The organism is Streptomyces paromomycinus (assembly GCF_003865155.1).
Taxonomy (GTDB): Bacteria; Actinomycetota; Actinomycetes; order Streptomycetales; family Streptomycetaceae; genus Streptomyces; species Streptomyces chrestomyceticus.
In genome coordinates, this window is the sequence record NZ_BHZD01000001.1 from 6,072,744 (window position 1) to 6,088,627 (window position 15,884).

The window sequence follows — 15,884 nt, forward strand, 5'->3', positions numbered from 1 at the left end:
TGCCCAGGCAGCGGGGCCTTTGTCGTTGCCGCCTTTGTCGTTGCTTCCGGGGCCCGGGCCTCACGCGGGCCGCCGGGCCCGTACGGGGTGGGCGGTGACGGCCGCGGTCAGGGCCAGGGCGGCCGCCGCGGCGGGCACGGTGTAGCCCGCGGGGGTCCCGGCGGGCAGGTGCTGCACGGCCCAGCCGCCGCCCGCCGAGCCCGCCGCGATGCCGGTCAGCAGCGCGGTGACGGCCAGCGTCATGCCCTCGTTCAGGCGGCCGGCCGGCACCCGGGACTGGATCAGTCCCATCCCGGTGACCATGGTCGGCGCCGTGGCCATCCCGGCGAGCAGGAGGGCCGCCGCCAGGAGAATTCCGCCGCCCGCGCCCGCCGCCGCGAACGGCAGCCACATCAGCGCGGCCATCGCGGTGACGCACCGTACGAAGCGGCGGTCCGCGGGCCCGGACGGGCGCAGCACCCCGTACAGCAGGCCCGCCGCGCAGGACCCGGCCGCCTGGAGGGCGAGCAGCGCGCCCGCCACGGCGCGCTGTCCGTGCGCGTCGGTGAAGCCGATCGTGACGACCTCCAGCGAGCCGAAGACCGCGCCGGTGGCGAGGAAGGTCAGCAGGAGGGGCAGCAGCGCCGTCACCAGCTGTCCGGCGCCGTGGTGGGCGGACGCGGGCGCGACCGGCGGCTCCGTACGGCGCTGGGCGGCGAACAGCAGCACACCCGTCAGCAGCAGCACCGCGCCGGTCAGCGTGCCCGCCTCCGGGAAGAGCCCGGTGCACAGAAAGGCGGCCAGCACCGGCCCGAGCATGAAGCACACCTCGTCCGCCGCCTGCTCGAAGGAATTGGCGGTGTGCAGCGCGCGCGGGTCGTCCCGCAGGAGGTGGGCCCAGCGGGCACGCGCCATGCCGCCGGTGTTCGGTGTGGTCGCTGTGCAGGCGTACGCGGCGAACAGCGTCCAGGACGGCGCACCGAAGTGGACACACAGCAGCAGCGCCAGCGACCCGAGCACGGCCAGCGCCGTCGCGGGGACGGCGACCCTGGCCTGCCCGTACCGGTCGACCAGCCGCGCCGTCCACGGCCCGGCGACCGCCGTCGCCGCGAGCCCCGTGGCGGTGACCGCCCCGGCCAGCGCGTACGAGCCGCGCGACCCGGCGATCATCAGGATGGCGCTGACGCTGAACATGCCCATGGGCAGCCGGGCGAGGAGGTTGGCGGCGGTGAAGGCGCGGGTGCCGGGGACGGCGAAGATCCGTCCGTACGGAGCGAGTACGCGCCGGAGCGCGGCGGGGCAGCGGCGGCGCCGACGGCGGGCGGACGGCGGAACGGGGCGGACGGGCGGGGCGGTCACGGGCCGGGCGGCGAGGAAGAGGATCACACAACTACCGTCGCCGGGAGCGCCGTTCCCCGTCCAACACCTGAAGTGCGCGCATTCACGCGTTCCTGTTGTCAATGCCATCGGCGCGTCCGGCCCCCGCGCACGCCGGTGGCACGATGTGCGCGTGCCCCGAGACCTCGACCCGCGCCTGCTCCGCGCCTTCACCACCGTCGCCGACGAACTGCACTTCACCCGCGCCGCCGCCCGGCTGTACATCGCCCAGCAGGCACTGAGCCGCGACATCCGGCGGCTGGAACGGGAAGTGGGCGCCGACCTCTTCGACCGTACGACGCGCCGGGTCGCCCTCACCGAGGACGGCGCCCGGCTGCTCCCGTACGCGCGCCAGGTGCTGGCCGCCCACGACGACCTGGCCGCCGCCTTCCGCGCCCCCGACGACCGCCCGCTGCTGGTCGACGTCAGCGTCCCCATCGGCACGGCGCACGCCGTCCTGGAGGAAGCCCGCCGCCTGGCCCCCGCCTGTGAACTCGTCGCGCGCTACCACAGCGGCCTGACCGGCGCGGCGGCCGAACTCGCCGCCGGCCGGCTGGACGTGTCCTTCGGGCGGCTCGCCGGACTGCCCCCGGCCGTCCGGGCCCGTCTGGAGCACCAGCCCGTACGGTACGAGCCGATGGCCGTCCTGCTGGACGCGGACCACCCGCTGGCGGCCCGCCCCGCCGTCCCGCTGGCCGAGCTCGCGGGCGAGACCCTCTACGCCGGGGCGGGGAACCCGCACACCGCCGAGTGGACCGACCTCGCCGCGCGCCTCTTCGCCGGACGGGACATCGCGATGGCGGCGCCGTTCCCGGAGATCGAGGGATCGGCGGAGTTCATGCGCGTGGTGCGTAAGCAGGGCTGGTCGGTGCTGGCCAGCGTCGAGTTCATCGACGTGCCCGGCATGGCGCTGCGGCCGGTCACCGACCCCGTGCCGCTCTCGCCGATATCCCTGGTGTGGCGGCGCGGTCTGCGCCACGCGGGCCTGGACGCGCTGCGGGCGGCCGGCCGGAGACTGGCGGCCGAACGGGGCTGGCTCCGGCGGCCGGAGGGCCCGGTGTGGCTGCCGGACGAGGACGCCGCGTTGATGGCGCACGGCCGATGACCGCCCCCGGCTGCCGAATTTTCACCGTATAAGCAACCTGTAAGCGCTGGAATCCCTCCCTAAGGGCGTCAGGAACCGTAGCCGGACATCGAAGGGGGTTCCCGTGCGCAAGCGCCCGCTGACCGTGGCGGCCCTGGCCGTGCTCGCTCTGAGTGGCGGCCTGGTCGCCTGTGACGACCCGCGCGTCGACGCACTGCACGCGAAGTGCGCCACCAAGAACCTGAAGTGGAAGGTCACGGTCCTGAAGAAGAAGGCGCGCACCACGCACCGGGAAGGCCGGCTCTCGGCGGTCAACACCGGCTCCGGCAAGTGCGTCTTCGGCGGCTACCCGGCCTTCCGGGTGTTCCTCGGCAAGGGGCCCTTCGCGAACGGCGTCGGGCAGGGCCGGACGCGGCCGGTGGGCCTGCCCAGCGGTGGCAGCGTCGTGATCGATTTCCGGTACCGGGACCCCGCGGGCGCGGGACCGGCTCTCGGCGACTGCTTCACCAACGGCCACGCCGTGGCGGCGGCACCCCGCGACACCGGCAACGACGCGATGGCGCCGATACAGGACGAGAAGGGCCGGGAGACCGGGATGGACGTCTGCGGCGACGTGATCCGGATGGCACCGCCGCGGGCGGCGGCCGGCTGACCGGCCCGCGGCGTCCGGGGACGCGGACCTACCGGGGGACGGTCAGCAACGGCTGGTAGAGCCGGGTGTCGTCGGGCTCGCCCACGGGACGGCCGTCCACCGCCACCCACGCGTGGGCGCGGAACGGTTCCGTACGGACACCCGTGCACCACTGGGGCCAGTGGCCGCGCAGGCGGCACAACAGGGCGGTCGCCACGGAGCGTTGCAGGCAGCCGTTGCCCGCGCAGCGCACACTGACCGTGACGACGGCGTGCCGGGCACGCGCGGCCTCCGGTTCGGTGGCGGGGCGGGCGCCGCGCCGTACGGCCTCCAGCGCGCGGCACAGCCTACGGGGGGAGCAGCGCGTCAGGAGGCGGGCCGCGACGACGCAGCCGAGGGCGGCGCAGCGTTCCGCGAAGGACAGGCGTGCGGGCATGCCCAGGGCGACCGGGATGCTCACGAGGTCACCAGCTTCGCCGACCGGAGCGACTCCAGCAGGGCGACGGCGTCCGCGGCCACCCGGTCCGCCGCCGAGGGGTGGCGGTGGCGCAGCTCGTCGGCGGCCGACGCGCAGGTGCCGCCCGCGAGCAGATGCTCCAGGACGAACGCGCCGGTGTTGTTCATCTGCCAGTAGCGGCCCGTACGGGCGTTGAGCAGCACCATGCCTCCGGGGGTGCGCACGCTGCTGACGTGGGGGGCGAGGGCGAACATCGGGTTCAGGCTCCTTCCGCGGCGGGAACGGTGGGGCGGGTGGGGACGGGGGCCTGCGTCTCCCGGAGGGAGCGCAGCCAGTACTCGGCCGCCAGGGTGGGGTCGAGGGGATGCAGGGTGTGCGCGAGCGGCTGGAGCGAGGTCAGGGCCGTCCGCAGCATCTCGGGCCGGATCAGGCCCAGCCCGGCCAGGTGCGAGTCGTCGCAGAGGGCGGACAGGGCCCGGCGGTGGCGGCGCAGGCCCGCGTAGACCTCGGCGCTGTGTTCGCCCTTGGTGCCCCGGGCCCGCACCGCGTCCGGCAGGATGCCGCGCATGGCCGCGCTGAGCAGGGGCTTGTACGAGCCGACCGCGACCTGGTCCACGAGGCGCACGGTCAGTGCGGCCTCGATGACGGTGTCGTCGAGGAACGGCGCCTCGAAGGTGACACCGTGCCGCGCGGTCAGGGCGGCCGCGCCGCGCACGATCTCCCCGGCGCGGGCGGCGGCCCGCAGCGTCTCGTGCTGGCAGCGCAGCGGCGCGAAGGGCTCGGGCTCCCCGGCGGCGGCGTCGCGCACCAGGCGGCGCACGGTGGACACCGCGTCCGGGTGCGCCCACGGCGGCATGGCCGGTACGACCTCCCAGTCGGCGCCGCTGTCGCCGGACCGCACACCGGGCACGATCCGGTCGGCGCAGGACTCCAGCCACTGCGGGTACGGGACGCCGCCGAACAGGGTGCGCAGGGTGTCCACCAGCGTCCAGCGGCCGAGGCGGCGGGCCGTGCACGCGCGCCGGGCGGCGGACCGGAAGTCCGTACGGGCCAGGGAGTTCAGTGCCACCGGGCGCGGGGCGAACAGTTCGTCGCCGCCGACGCCGACCAGATGGGTACGGGAGCCGCGGGCGGCGACGATGCGTGCCTGGTGGCCGAGCCGGGCGCTCTCGCGGATCACGGCGAGCGGGCCGGCCGGGTCGGTGTGCGCGGGCGACGGGGGTGTGTACCAGGTGGGCGCGTCGGCGTAGGGGAGAGGGACATGCTCGGCGGTGCGGAGCAGGGCCGCGCCGTGGTCGCTCCAGACGTTGTCGTCGTTGGCCTCGTCCCGGCACACCCAGGCCGTGGTGATCAGCCGGGTGTCCTCTCGGGCGGCGAGGAAGCACAGGCTGGTGGAGTCCATGCCGCCGGAGAGGTCGGCGCTGAGCGCCGGGCGGCGGGCGCGCACCCGGACCGCCTCGGTCAGCGCGTCCCGTACGGACTCGGCGGCGTCCTCCAGCCACAGGTCGGGCTGCGGGGGCCGCCACCAGCGCGCCGTGCCGTGCCGTCCGTCGGCGCCCAAGGTCAGGCAGTGGCCCGGCGGTACGGCGTGCACCGCCCGCCAGGCCGGGCGCTGGGCGAGCGGGAAGGGCGCGAACGGCGTGAGCAGCCGCAGCGCCAGGCTCTCGTCGTCGACCGTACCGAGGCCGGGCGCGCCGGTGGGCAGGCCGACGGCGGCCGCCTCCCGGGCCAGCGCCGCGAGGTCCTGCGGGCGGCTGCCGGCGACCGTGACGCCGTTGACGGTCGCGTGGTGGAGCTGCCGGACCGTCGACAGGCTGCCCTGGCACCGGGTACGGGAGCCCATCGCGGCCAGCAGGAAGAAGCTGCCGGGCAGTTCGCGGACCCGGGTGTCGAGGTCGTCCAGTCGGCGCAGGCGGCGCAGCATCCGGCCCAGGGTCCCGGCGTCCGCCGAGGTCGTGCCGAGCAGCAGCAGCCGGTCCGGACCCGAACCGGCCGCGACGGCCTCGTCATCGGTCCAGTGCCCCATGACCCAGGGGCGTCCGGAGGGGTGGCGCACCGTGCGCACGGCGGGGTCGCGGCGCAGGTTCAGACACAGCGGACCGGTCGCGGGATGGTCGGGGAAGACGACGAAATCCACGATGACTTACCACCCCTGGCGTGCGGTGCGGGTGTACGGCACATGGTCGGGTGCGGACGGGTGCCGGCGGCTGCGGACAGGTCATGGGTCGTAGGTGACGGATGCCGTGGTGGTGGGGGCGGCCCCTGCCGGGACGGACGGTGCGCGCCCGGGCAGGGGCCGCCGGACCGGGGGTCGGCGCGGCCGGGGGGCCGGAGGTCACCAGAAGGTGCTGTGCAGCCCGCCCCAGCTGTCTGCGAGTTCACCGGTGAACCCGAGCGTCCGCTCGGCGAAAGCGCCCGCGTCGGCCAGCTCCGGCGCCTCGTACTCGGTCACTTCGTCGCGTTCCTGTACGTCCCGCATCGGCTGCGTCCCCTTCCCGTGGTCACGGCGCGAACACTCTGGGTGTCCACGCGATTACTCAACGCATCCAAGGGAGATGTTGCCAAAGTCCCCGCTCCCTGCCATTGCCCCTAACGAGTGACGTCGGGGGCGCACGGGGTGCATTGGCGTAACCTCCGGCGGTTGTGCGCCACCAGCGCGTTCTCCGCTCACCGCGCGCTCCCGGACGCGGTGAGCGCAAGGTTTCGCGGCGGTCACGCGCCGCCACAGAGGGGAAACGCGGCCTTCCTAGCGTCGCGGTACGGCGGCAACCGGCAGCTGGGAGGCGCGATGACGGGCACCGACGCGACGGCGGACACAGCAACGACAGCAACACCAGCAACACCAGAAACGGCAGGAGCGGCAGAAAAGGCGGCAACGACAGGAACGACAGAAACAGCCGCGGGCGGAGAAGCGGCGGCCCGAGCCCGCACCCCCGCCCGGGGACCCGGCCGCTGGATCGAGCACTGGGACCCGGAGGACGAAGCCTTCTGGCGCGGCCGCGGGCGGCGGATCGCCCGGCGCAATCTCGCGCTCTCCATCCTCTGCGAGCACATCGGGTTCTCCGTCTGGAGCCTGTGGTCGGTGCTGGTGCTGTTCATGGGCCCCGAGTACGGGATCGACGCGGCCGGGAAGTTCTTCCTGGTGGCGGTGCCGACGCTGGTGGGGGCGCTGCTGCGGGTGCCGTACACCTTCGCGGTGGCGCGGTTCGGCGGCCGCAACTGGACGGTGTTCAGCGCGGCGTTGCTGCTGATTCCCACCGCCGCCGCGGCGTACGCGGTGCGGCCGGGCACCTCGTACACCGTCCTTCTCCTGGTCGCGGCGCTGGCGGGGATCGGCGGCGGCAACTTCGCCTCGTCCATGACGAACATCAACTCCTTCTACCCGCTGCGGAAGAAGGGCTGGGCGCTCGGCCTCAACGCGGGCGGCGGCAACATCGGCGTACCCGTCGTCCAGTTGCTGGGGCTGCTCGTGATCGCCACGGCCGGCGCGGCACACCCCCGACTGGTGCTCGCGGTCTACCTGCCGCTGATCGTGGTCGCCGCCGTACTGGCGGCCCTGTTCATGGACAACCTGCGCCCGGTGCGCAACGACACCGGAGCGGCCAGGGACGCCGCCCGCGACCCGCACACCTGGCTCGTCTCGCTCCTCTACGTCGGCACCTTCGGCTCGTTCATCGGCTACAGCTTCGCCTTCGGCCTGGTCCTGCAGACCCAGTTCGCGCGCACGCCCCTCCAGGCGGCGTCGCTGACCTTCCTCGGGCCGCTGCTCGGGTCGCTGGTGCGGCCGGTGGGCGGCCGGCTGGCGGACCGGTACGGCGGGGCCCGGATCACCCTCGCGAACTTCGCGGCGATGGCCCTGGCCACGGGCGTGGTGATCGTGGCCTCGGCGCGGCACTCGCTGGGGGTCTTCCTCGCCGGGTTCGTCGTCCTGTTCGTGCTCAGCGGCCTCGGCAACGGCTCCACGTACAAGATGATCCCCGGCATCTTCCAGGCCAAGGCGCTGGCGAAGGGCCTGACCGGCGAGGCGGCAGCGGCCCACGGGCGGCGGCTGTCCGGCGCGGCGATGGGACTGATCGGCGCCGTCGGCGCGCTCGGCGGGCTCGGCGTCAACCTCGCCTTCCGCCAGGCGTTCCAGGCCGGGGGCTCCGGAACCCCGGCGTTCGTCGCCTTCCTCGGCTGTTACGCGCTGTGCTCCGCGGTGACCTGGGCCGTATACCTGAGGCCTGTGGCGGCCGCCGTGGCCGTACGGGACCGGGAGGCGGCGGAGCCCGCGCTCGCGGAGGTGTGACGCGCGCCGCGCCGGGCGGCCGCCGTGGTCCGTAACAGCTGGGAAATACTGCGGGAGCGAGCCTGTCACCGGCGGTTGGCAGGCTCGGACCGCCACCGGTGCCCGGCGGCACCGGAGCCAGGACGAGCCAGGGACGGACGATGCACGAGGGCGAGCACGACGAGCGTCACGACGACGGCGCACGGGACGGCGCACCGGACGGCGCGGGGCGGCACGCCGACCCGGCGCGGGACGCCGCGCCGGGCGCACAGCCGGGCGCCCCGGACGTACGCCCTTTGGACGGCTTCACCGTCGGGGTGACCGCCGCCCGCCGCGCCGAGGAGCTGGGCGTCCTGCTCGAACGGCGTGGCGCCCAGGTCCTGCACGCCCCCGCGCTGCGCATCGTGCCGCTGCCGGACGACGCGGAACTGCTCGCCGCCACCGAGGACCTGATCGGCCGGGCCCCGGACGTGGTGATCGCGACCACCGCGATCGGCTTCCGGGGCTGGATCGAGGCCGCCGAGGGCTGGGGGCTCGGCGAGGCGCTGCTCGCCCGGCTCGGCGCCGTCGAGCTGCTGGCGCGCGGCCCGAAGGTCAAGGGCGCGATCCGCGCGGCCGGGCTGACGGAGGCCTGGTCGCCGCAGTCCGAGTCGCTGGCGGAGGTGCTGGACCGGCTGTTGGAGGAAGGCGTGCGCGGGCGCCGGATCGCCCTCCAGCTGCACGGCGAACCGCTGCCCGGTTTCGTGGAGTCGCTGCGGGCGGGCGGCGCCGAGGTGGTCGGTGTACCGGTCTACCGCTGGATGCCGCCCGCCGACATCGCCCCCGTCGACCGGCTGCTGGACGCGGCGGTCGGCCGCACTCTGGACGCGATCACGTTCACCAGCGCGCCCGCCGCCACCTCGCTGCTGCGCCGCGCCGAGGAACGCGGCCTGCGGGACGGGCTGCTGGACGCGCTGCGGCGCGACGTGCTGCCCGCCTGCGTCGGGCCGGTCACCGCGCTGCCCCTCGAAGCGCACGAGGTGACCACGTACCAGCCCGAACGGTTCCGGCTCGGCCCGCTCGTCCAGCTGCTGTGCCGTGAACTGCCTGAGCGGGTCCGCCCGTTGACGGTCGCCGGGCGGCGGATGGAGATCCGCGGGCAGGCCGTCCTGGTGGACGGCGCGCTGCGGCCCGTGCCCCCGGCGGGGATGGCGCTGCTGCGCGCACTGGCCCGCCGCCCCGGCTGGGTCGTCTCCCGCGCCGACCTGCTGCGCGCCCTGCCGGGTGCGGGGCGTGACGAGCACGCGGTGGAGACGGCGATGGCCCGGCTGCGGGGGGCGCTCGGCGCGCCCAAGCTGATCCAGACGGTGGTCAAGCGGGGGTACCGGCTGGCGCTCGACCCGCAGGTGGGGGCCAAGTACGGCGACGGGTGACGTACCGCGCCGTACGGCTGTGTCCGGGGGTGTCCGAACCGCGGCCGCTACGCGGGGTTCGTCACCCGGATCTTGGACTGGCCGTGCGGACGGGTCTCCCAGTCCTCCATGAACCGGGCCTCCAGCCCGTGTTTGCGGGCCAGCGCCAGCAGCGTCCCGGTGCGGTAGTAGAAGTCCTCACGCAGCACCTGGTGCTCGGTGCCCTCGGTGCGGTCGAAGGTGAAGTCGAAGAACCCGCCGGGCGCCAGGATGCGGCCGACGTGCCGGAAGCACTCGTCGATCACGGACAGCGGCGAGTGCGAGAACACGCTGTGCGCGTGCACCACGTCGAAGTGCCGGTCCGGCAGGAAGTCGAAGGTCAGGTCCTGGGTGATCGTCAGGTGCGGGAGTTTGTCCTGCAGTTCGTAGGTGGCCAGGGTCTTCTTGGCGGATATCAGGATGTCCGGCGAGATGTCGATGCCGTAGTAGTTGCCGGTGTCGAGGTGGGCGATGAAGCGCCAGCCGGCCCGCAGGTTGCCGCAGCCGATGTCCAGCATCCGCATGTCGGGACGCAGCCCGTGTTCCGTCAGGTAGGTGAACTGCATCTCGCCCAGGGCCAGCCAGCGTTCGTGGCTGCGGCTGCCGACCGCGGCCTCCGGGTTGCGGCCGGCGTCGGAGGCCATCACGGCGCGGTAGTACGCGACGTGGTCGGGGTGTTTGAGGCGCAGCCAGGAATCGCGGGCGGTGCGCTTGAGGTACGGCGCGATCCGCGCCGGATTGCTGACCGCGTAACGGACCTTGTGCGTCAGGCTGGAGCGGTTCTTGAGCAGGGTCTTGGCCGACATGCCCCGGACTATACAACAGGGGTATACACGCGATGCATACACGCCATGTATACGCAGGGCGGGGCCCGGTACGCGGCGGTGCCGAGGGTTCCGGCGGGGGGCCGCGCCGGGCACTCTGATAGGGCAGAGGTTGTCTCCCAAGGAGTGACGGGCACATGGCGGCGCCTTTTGACCTGCGGTTCGACTGCGGGCGGATCTGCCTGGACCTGATGGCCACGACCGGCCGGTCCGCCGAACGGCTGGCCGGCCCCGAACAACTGGCGGCCTGGCTGGTGGGCGCGGGCGTCGTCCCCGGCAGCACCCAGCTCGGCGCCGTGGACCGCGGCTGGGTCGTACGCTTCCGGATGCTGCGCGAACTGCTGCGCCGCGTCGTCCACGACGAACTGCGCGGCCGGGCCGCCGACGGCGACCTGCGCCTGCTCAACGCGGCGGCGGCCGCCGCCCCGGTCCCGCCCGCCCGCGCCGTACGCGCCGACGACGGCGCCCTCGTCCGCGCGCTCTCCGCGCCCCCCGACTGCGCCGGACTGCTGGCGGCGGTGGCACGGGACGCCATAGGGATGCTGACCGACGCGGTCACCCGTGGCCAGTTGCGGCAGTGCGAGGGCGAGAGCTGCGCGCTGGTGTACCTGGACACCTCGCGCGGGCGGCGGCGCCGGTGGTGCTCCAGCGAGGTGTGCGGGAACCGGGAACGGGTGGCCCGGCATCGCCGGCGGGCGGAGAGCCGCGCGGGCCGGCAGCCCCCTGTGAGCGCTCAGGTTCAGCTCCCTGCCGTACGCGGGGTGCCGACGAACACTTAAGCGGGCCGGTAAGGGTGCCGCCTCCGGGGGCGCGGGAATGGTGGCGTACGGAGATTGAAAGAGAAACCATTCAGTGCTGTCCCCGCCGGGCACCCGGACACCCCGGCCGGAAATGCAGACGGCGCCCCTCGGGGCCGCTCTCCGACGCCTCCCGGCGGAAAGCCGTCCCGCGAACGGCCTCATGAACGGCCCCATGGACCGTCCCGCGAACGGCCCCATGAACCGCTCCGTCAACCGTCCCGCGTACCGGGGAATGCGTACGGCCCCTTCGTCGAACACCCGCCCGTACTCCCTAACCCCCGTCACCCCCGCCCGAATTCACCCGGCGAGTACTGAGCCGCGGCGCTCCGACCCCCGTACTGCTGGCTGAAGGGGCCTTTACCCAGGTCCTGATCGGCCCGGAATGCGAGACGAGGGGGCGGACATGCGCGAGCCCGGCCGCGGACGGCAGATCGAGGTGATCGACGGTGCGGAAGGTGGCGGCAGTGACACCGGCGACGGATGCGAGCGCTGATGCCCGTGCGCAGCGAATGTCCGATCCGCGCTATCGACCCGGGAGTTGGCGTGCGCGAGGATGCCGACGTGGCAGACAGTACGGCGCCGGACGAGGAGCTGATGCGGGCCCTGTACGAGGAGCACGCCGGCCCGCTGCTCGCCTTCGTGCTGCGCCTGGTCGCCGGGGACCGGCACCGGGCGGAGGACGTGGTGCAGGAGACCCTGCTGCGGGCCTGGCGCAACGCCGGCCAGTTGCAGCGCGCGACCGGGTCCGTCCGTCCCTGGCTGGTCACCGTCGCCCGGCGCATCGTCATCGACAGTCACCGCAGCCGTCAGGCGCGTCCCCAGGAGGTCGACGCCGGCCCGCTGGAATCGATGCCGGCCGCCGACGAGATCGACCGGGCCCTGCGCCTGATGACGATCACCGAAGCGCTCGGCGACCTCAGTGCGGCCCATCGGGAGGCGTTGATAGAGACCTACTTCAAGGGGCGTACGGTCAATGAGGCGGCCGAAGTCCTGCGGGTGCCGGCCGGAACCGTCCGGTCCCGGGTCTTCTACGCCCTGCGCTCCCTGAAGCTCTCGCTCGAAGAACGAGGAGTGACGGCGTGAAGCGGCCCGTTGAGCCCGTAGCACACACCGACGTCGGCGCCTACGCGCTGGGCGTCCTGGACGCCGCCGAGGCGGCTCGCTTCGAGGAGCACCTGGCCGACTGCGGCCGGTGCGCCGCCGAACTGGACGGCCTGCTGGGCCTGCCGCCGCTGCTCGCCGACGTCAGCGAGTCGGCGCCCGACCCGGAGGCGGTCACTCCGGTTCCCGGGCCGGGCCTCCTGGCGGGGCTGCTGGAGGAGGTCGGCGCGGTGCGCCGCACCCGCCGCCGGCGCCGCCTGTACCTGGTCGCCGCCGCTGCCGTACTGGTCGCCGGCGGCCCGCTGGCCACGTACGCGCTGACCGCGGGGGAGGCCGAGGAGAGCCCGGAGCACCTGACGGGCTACGCCCGCGCGATGTACGAGCACGGCGAGAAGGCCGGCACGGTCGACCCGGTGACCAAGGTCGCCGCCAGCGTCTCCATGGAGCGCAAGCCCTGGGGCACCCACGTCGCCCTCAAGCTGGGCAACGTCAAGGGACCGCTGACCTGCGACCTGGTCGCGGTCGGCAAGAGCGGCGCGGAGCAGACCGTGACGACCTGGGCGGTGCCCCCGGGCGGCTACGGCCTCAAGGACGGCGCCGCCAAGTGGAACAAGGAGCCGCTCTACACCCACGGCGGCTCGGCGATGAACCGTTCCTACATCGACCGCTTCGAGGTCCGCACGCTCGACGGCAGGCGGCTGGCCGAGATCAAGGTGTGACCGGTGTGCGACCGGCCGCCCGGCCCTGAGCGCGAGGTGTGACCGGCCGACCGGGCCCCTCCCGATAGCCGACCGGTCCCTTCCCGGTTGCCGACCGGTCCCCTCCCGGTTGCCGACCGGTCCCCTCCCGATTGATCGGAACCGCTGATTCCGCCCCGCCCGCCCGTCCACGGTGCCCGGTTTGCTCCCGCCCGGTGGTGATTTCGTCCTTTGGGTCAGGTGCGCCCGGTGCCCGGTTCGCGTACGGTTGACGGCTGCCCTACGCACAGAAGAAGGGGGCCTGGGTGGCCGCGCAGAATGCCACGCACGCGCCGGACTCCGTCCACGACGCACAGCCGGACAGCACTCGTGACCGCGAGATCGCTTCCGAACAGGAGCATCTCGACCGTGTCTACCAGCGTCTGGAGGAGAAGATCCACGAGGCGGAGTTCCTCATGGACGACGCCGCCAAACGCGGCCAGGTCGGCACGCCCGGCGCCCTCGCCGAGCGGGACGCCCAGGTCTTCCAGGCCGGCGCCCACCTGAACCGGCTCAACTCCGAGTACGAGGACTTCCTCTTCGGCCGGATCGACCTGCTCCTGGGCAAGGACGGCAAGAAGGGCCCGGACGGCGCGTACACCTCCGTGGAACCCGCCGACGGCGCGATCGCCGACGGCCGCGCCGAGATCGCCGAGACCCTGCACATCGGCCGCCTCGGCGTGCTGGACGCCGACTACAGCCCGCTGGTCATCGACTGGCGCGCACCCGCCGCCGCGCCCTTCTACCGGGCCACCCCGGTCGCCCCCGGCCGCGTCGTACGCCGCCGGGTCATCCGCTCCAAGGGCCGCCGCGTCCTGGGCGTCGAGGACGACCTGATGCGCCCGGAGATCACCGCGACGCTGGACGGCGAGGAACTGCCCGCGGTCGGCGACGGCGCGCTGATGGCCGCCCTGGGCCGGGCCCGCAGCCACACGATGCGCGACATCGTCGCCTCCATCCAGGCCGAGCAGGACATGGTCATCCGGGCCCCCGCCGCCTCCGTCACGGAGGTCGAGGGCGGCCCCGGCACCGGCAAGACCGCGGTGGCGCTGCACCGCGCCGCCTACCTCCTCTACCAGGACCGCCGCCGCTACGCGGGCGGCATCCTCATCGTCTCCCCGACGCCGCTGCTCGTCGCGTACACCGAGGGCGTCCTGCCGTCCCTCGGGGAGGAGGGGCAGGTCGCCATCCGGGCGCTGGGGTCGCTTGTGGACGGCGCCGAGGCCACCGCGTACGACTCCCCGGCCGTCGCCCGCGTCAAGGGCTCCAGCCGCATGCAGAAACTGCTGCGCAAGGCGGCGCGCGGGGCCCTGGAAACGGCCGGTACGGCGTCCGCGGGGGCCGCCGCATCCAAGCCCGCATCCAAGCCCGCATCCAAGCCCGTCTCCACGTCCGCCGCCGCGCTCCCCGACGGCCAGCTCGCCTTCGGCGAGGAGGACGACGAGCCCGCGGAGACCCCCGCCGGGCCCCCGGACCGGCTGCGCGTCGTCGTCTTCGGCGCCCGCGTCGAACTGGACGCACGCGACCTGCACCGCATCCGGCACTCCGCCCTCGGCGGCACCGCGCCGGTCAACCTGCTGCGCCCGCGCGCCCGCCGCCTGATCCTGGACGCCCTCTGGTCCCGGTCCGGCGCGGCCAAGCGCTACACCGACCCGGAACTGGCCGCCGAGGCCCGCCAGGCGTTCGACGAGGACATCACCACCGAGCCGGACTTCCAGGACTTCCTCGACGCCTGGTGGCCGGAGCTGACCCCGCGCGGCGTACTGGCCGCCATGGCCGACGAGCGCCGCCTCGGCCGCTGGGCGCGCCGGGTGCTCAACCAGCGCGAGGTACGCAAGCTGGCCCGTTCGCTGAGCCGTCTGGACGACACGGGACAGGGCCCGCTGTCGGTCCACGACGTGGCACTCCTGGACGAACTCCAGCTGATCCTCGGCGCGCCGCCCCGGCCCGCCAGGACCCGCGACGCCGACCCGCTGGACCAGCTCACCGGGCTGGAGGAGCTGAGCACGTACGCCGACCGTATGTCCGGCGGAGGACGCAGCCGCCGCGAGCGCCTGGAGGAGGAGCGTACGGACTACGCCCACGTCATCGTCGACGAGGCGCAGGACCTGACGCCCATGCAGTGGCGGATGGTCGGCCGCCGCGGCCGGCACGCGACGTGGACGGTGGTCGGCGACCCGGCGCAGTCGTCCTGGTCCGACCCGGACGAGGCGGCCGTCGCCCGCGACGAGGCGCTGGGCACCCGCCCCCGCCGCCGCTTCACCCTCACCGTCAACTACCGCAACCCCGCGGAGATCGCGGAGCTTGCGGCGCGGGTGCTGGCGCTGGCCATGCCGGGCATGGAGGCGCCGGAGGCGGTCCGCTCCACGGGCCTGACGCCGCGCTTCGCCGTCGCCGACGAGAAGGACCTGGCCGGGTCCGTACGGGAAGCGGCCAGGCAGCTGCTGGACGAGGTGGACGGCACCGTCGGCGTCGTCGTCGCGATGGACCGGCGCGCCGAGGCGCGCCGCTGGCTGGCGGAGCTGGGCGACCGGGTGGTGGCGCTGGGCTCGCTGGAGGCCAAGGGCCTGGAGTACGACGCGACACTGGTGGTCTCGCCCGCCGAGATCGCGGACGAGTCGCCGGCCGGGCTGCGGGTGCTGTACGTGGCGCTGACCCGGGCCACCCAGCAGCTGACCGTGCTGTCCGGGACGCGCGACGAACCGGACGAGGACGGGGTCCCGGACCTGCTCAGGGACTGAACGGCCGGGGCGTCCCCGGCTGTCTGCGGGTGTCCGCCGAACGGCGGTGCCCCGCCGCGAAAGAAGGTGGCGGGACGGGATTCGCTTCCAGGGATGGTTTGTTAGCCTTGATGGTGGCACCGGCCCGATCCAAGCCCCCGGGCCCAACCATAGTCGCTACGAGCGACCACTTGCCGCGAGGCGAGCATGGCGGGTCGGTGTCACTGAACCACACGACGGGCGCCTTCCGGAGCAATCCGGGAGGCGCCCGTCGGCGTTCGCGCACTGTTCATCGGCGGTTGCCGACCAGGTCTTCCGTTCGACCGCACCCTCTCGTATGGTGGAAAAATCTTTCCGGAATGAGTGGCTGGTTACCGTCTACCGGCTGGTAGGTGGGACGATCGGTCTTCGCACTCCGGCCCGGCCCCTCCTGAGGACCCCGGAGCGGCGCGCAGAGAGAAACAAGGGAAAGCAGAG

General features: G+C 74.0%; 14 protein-coding genes. 8 read left to right on the top strand and 6 right to left on the bottom strand.

From position 1 onward, the window contains the following. Positions 1 to 60: 60 nt before the first annotated feature. Complete coding sequence (locus tag OEIGOIKO_RS26000) at positions 61 to 1,365, bottom strand: MFS transporter (protein ID WP_125056040.1); 1,305 nt, start codon at positions 1,363 to 1,365, stop codon at positions 61 to 63. Positions 1,366 to 1,489: 124 nt separating this feature from the next. On the opposite strand from OEIGOIKO_RS26000, the gene OEIGOIKO_RS26005 reads away from it, so the two are divergent. Next, on the top strand, positions 1,490 to 2,461 hold the full coding sequence (locus OEIGOIKO_RS26005) for a LysR family transcriptional regulator (protein ID WP_125056041.1): 972 nt from the start codon (positions 1,490 to 1,492) through the stop codon (positions 2,459 to 2,461). A 103-nt stretch (positions 2,462 to 2,564) separates the two neighbouring features. Beyond that, positions 2,565 to 3,092, top strand: coding sequence for a DUF4232 domain-containing protein (locus tag OEIGOIKO_RS26010; RefSeq protein WP_246177535.1), 528 nt, complete (start codon positions 2,565 to 2,567; stop codon positions 3,090 to 3,092). 28 nt (positions 3,093 to 3,120) lie between these two features. Here OEIGOIKO_RS26010 and OEIGOIKO_RS26015 read toward each other — a convergent pair whose 3' ends face one another. From OEIGOIKO_RS26015 to OEIGOIKO_RS26030, 4 genes are all read right to left on the bottom strand, one after another. Beyond that, a complete protein-coding gene (locus tag OEIGOIKO_RS26015) occupies positions 3,121 to 3,531 on the bottom strand; it encodes a lasso peptide biosynthesis B2 protein (RefSeq protein ID WP_371858965.1) in 411 nt (136 codons plus the stop codon). After that, positions 3,528 to 3,782 carry a lasso peptide biosynthesis PqqD family chaperone gene (locus tag OEIGOIKO_RS26020; protein WP_031007465.1) on the bottom strand — a complete coding sequence of 85 codons (255 nt, stop codon included), beginning with the start codon at positions 3,780 to 3,782 and terminating at the stop codon, positions 3,528 to 3,530. Before OEIGOIKO_RS26020 ends, OEIGOIKO_RS26015 begins: the two co-directional genes overlap by 4 nt. Positions 3,783 to 3,787: 5 nt before the next feature. Continuing rightward, entirely contained in the window at positions 3,788 to 5,665 is a 1,878-nt protein-coding gene (locus OEIGOIKO_RS26025) for an asparagine synthase-related protein (RefSeq protein ID WP_125056042.1), read from the bottom strand. Between the two features lie 198 nt (positions 5,666 to 5,863). Next, entirely contained in the window at positions 5,864 to 6,007 is a 144-nt protein-coding gene (locus tag OEIGOIKO_RS26030; RefSeq protein ID WP_125056043.1) for a lasso RiPP family leader peptide-containing protein, read from the bottom strand. A gap of 309 nt (positions 6,008 to 6,316) precedes the next feature. On the opposite strand from OEIGOIKO_RS26030, the gene OEIGOIKO_RS26035 reads away from it, so the two are divergent. Both OEIGOIKO_RS26035 and OEIGOIKO_RS26040 read left to right on the top strand, forming a co-directional pair. Further along, on the top strand, positions 6,317 to 7,816 hold the full coding sequence (locus tag OEIGOIKO_RS26035) for a nitrate/nitrite transporter (protein ID WP_125056044.1): 1,500 nt from the start codon (positions 6,317 to 6,319) through the stop codon (positions 7,814 to 7,816). A 140-nt stretch (positions 7,817 to 7,956) separates the two neighbouring features. Further along, positions 7,957 to 9,207: a uroporphyrinogen-III synthase gene (locus OEIGOIKO_RS26040; protein WP_125056045.1), complete on the top strand. Its 1,251-nt coding sequence runs from the start codon at positions 7,957 to 7,959 to the stop codon at positions 9,205 to 9,207. A gap of 47 nt (positions 9,208 to 9,254) precedes the next feature. Here the strand turns inward: OEIGOIKO_RS26040 and OEIGOIKO_RS26045 are convergent, their stop codons facing one another. Further along, entirely contained in the window at positions 9,255 to 10,031 is a 777-nt protein-coding gene (locus OEIGOIKO_RS26045) for a class I SAM-dependent methyltransferase (RefSeq protein WP_125056046.1), read from the bottom strand. A 155-nt stretch (positions 10,032 to 10,186) separates the two neighbouring features. Here OEIGOIKO_RS26045 and OEIGOIKO_RS26050 point away from each other — a divergent pair, with 155 nt between their 5' ends. The 4 genes from OEIGOIKO_RS26050 (at position 10,187) to OEIGOIKO_RS26065 (ending at position 15,428) form a co-directional block, all read left to right on the top strand. After that, the gene (locus tag OEIGOIKO_RS26050; protein ID WP_125056047.1) at positions 10,187 to 10,828 is read left to right on the top strand and encodes a CGNR zinc finger domain-containing protein; all 642 of its coding nucleotides are present in this window, start codon (positions 10,187 to 10,189) and stop codon (positions 10,826 to 10,828) included. Between the two features lie 501 nt (positions 10,829 to 11,329). Further along, entirely contained in the window at positions 11,330 to 11,932 is a 603-nt protein-coding gene (locus OEIGOIKO_RS26055) for a sigma-70 family RNA polymerase sigma factor (RefSeq protein WP_371858966.1), read from the top strand. Beyond that, entirely contained in the window at positions 11,929 to 12,669 is a 741-nt protein-coding gene (locus tag OEIGOIKO_RS26060; RefSeq protein WP_125056048.1) for a zf-HC2 domain-containing protein, read from the top strand. The genes OEIGOIKO_RS26055 and OEIGOIKO_RS26060 overlap by 4 nt, the downstream gene beginning before the upstream one ends. A 284-nt stretch (positions 12,670 to 12,953) precedes the next feature. Beyond that, positions 12,954 to 15,428 (top strand): HelD family protein, encoded by a 2,475-nt coding sequence (locus OEIGOIKO_RS26065; protein WP_174857220.1) that lies wholly within the window; start codon positions 12,954 to 12,956, stop codon positions 15,426 to 15,428. The last annotated feature ends 456 nt before the right edge of the window (positions 15,429 to 15,884 follow it).

What these genes read in the sequence shown, in the direction of transcription:
- OEIGOIKO_RS26020 (WP_031007465.1), bottom strand. Translation starts at nt 3,782, where the DNA reads ATGTTCGCCCTCGCCCCCCACGTCAGCAGCGTGCGCACCCCCGGAGGC.
- OEIGOIKO_RS26030 (WP_125056043.1), bottom strand. Translation starts at nt 6,007, where the DNA reads ATGCGGGACGTACAGGAACGCGACGAAGTGACCGAGTACGAGGCGCCG.
- OEIGOIKO_RS26035 (WP_125056044.1), top strand. Translation starts at nt 6,317, where the DNA reads ATGACGGGCACCGACGCGACGGCGGACACAGCAACGACAGCAACACCA.
- OEIGOIKO_RS26040 (WP_125056045.1), top strand. Translation starts at nt 7,957, where the DNA reads ATGCACGAGGGCGAGCACGACGAGCGTCACGACGACGGCGCACGGGAC.
- OEIGOIKO_RS26045 (WP_125056046.1), bottom strand. Translation starts at nt 10,031, where the DNA reads ATGTCGGCCAAGACCCTGCTCAAGAACCGCTCCAGCCTGACGCACAAG.
- OEIGOIKO_RS26050 (WP_125056047.1), top strand. Translation starts at nt 10,187, where the DNA reads ATGGCGGCGCCTTTTGACCTGCGGTTCGACTGCGGGCGGATCTGCCTG.
- OEIGOIKO_RS26055 (WP_371858966.1), top strand. Translation starts at nt 11,330, where the DNA reads ATGCGAGCGCTGATGCCCGTGCGCAGCGAATGTCCGATCCGCGCTATC.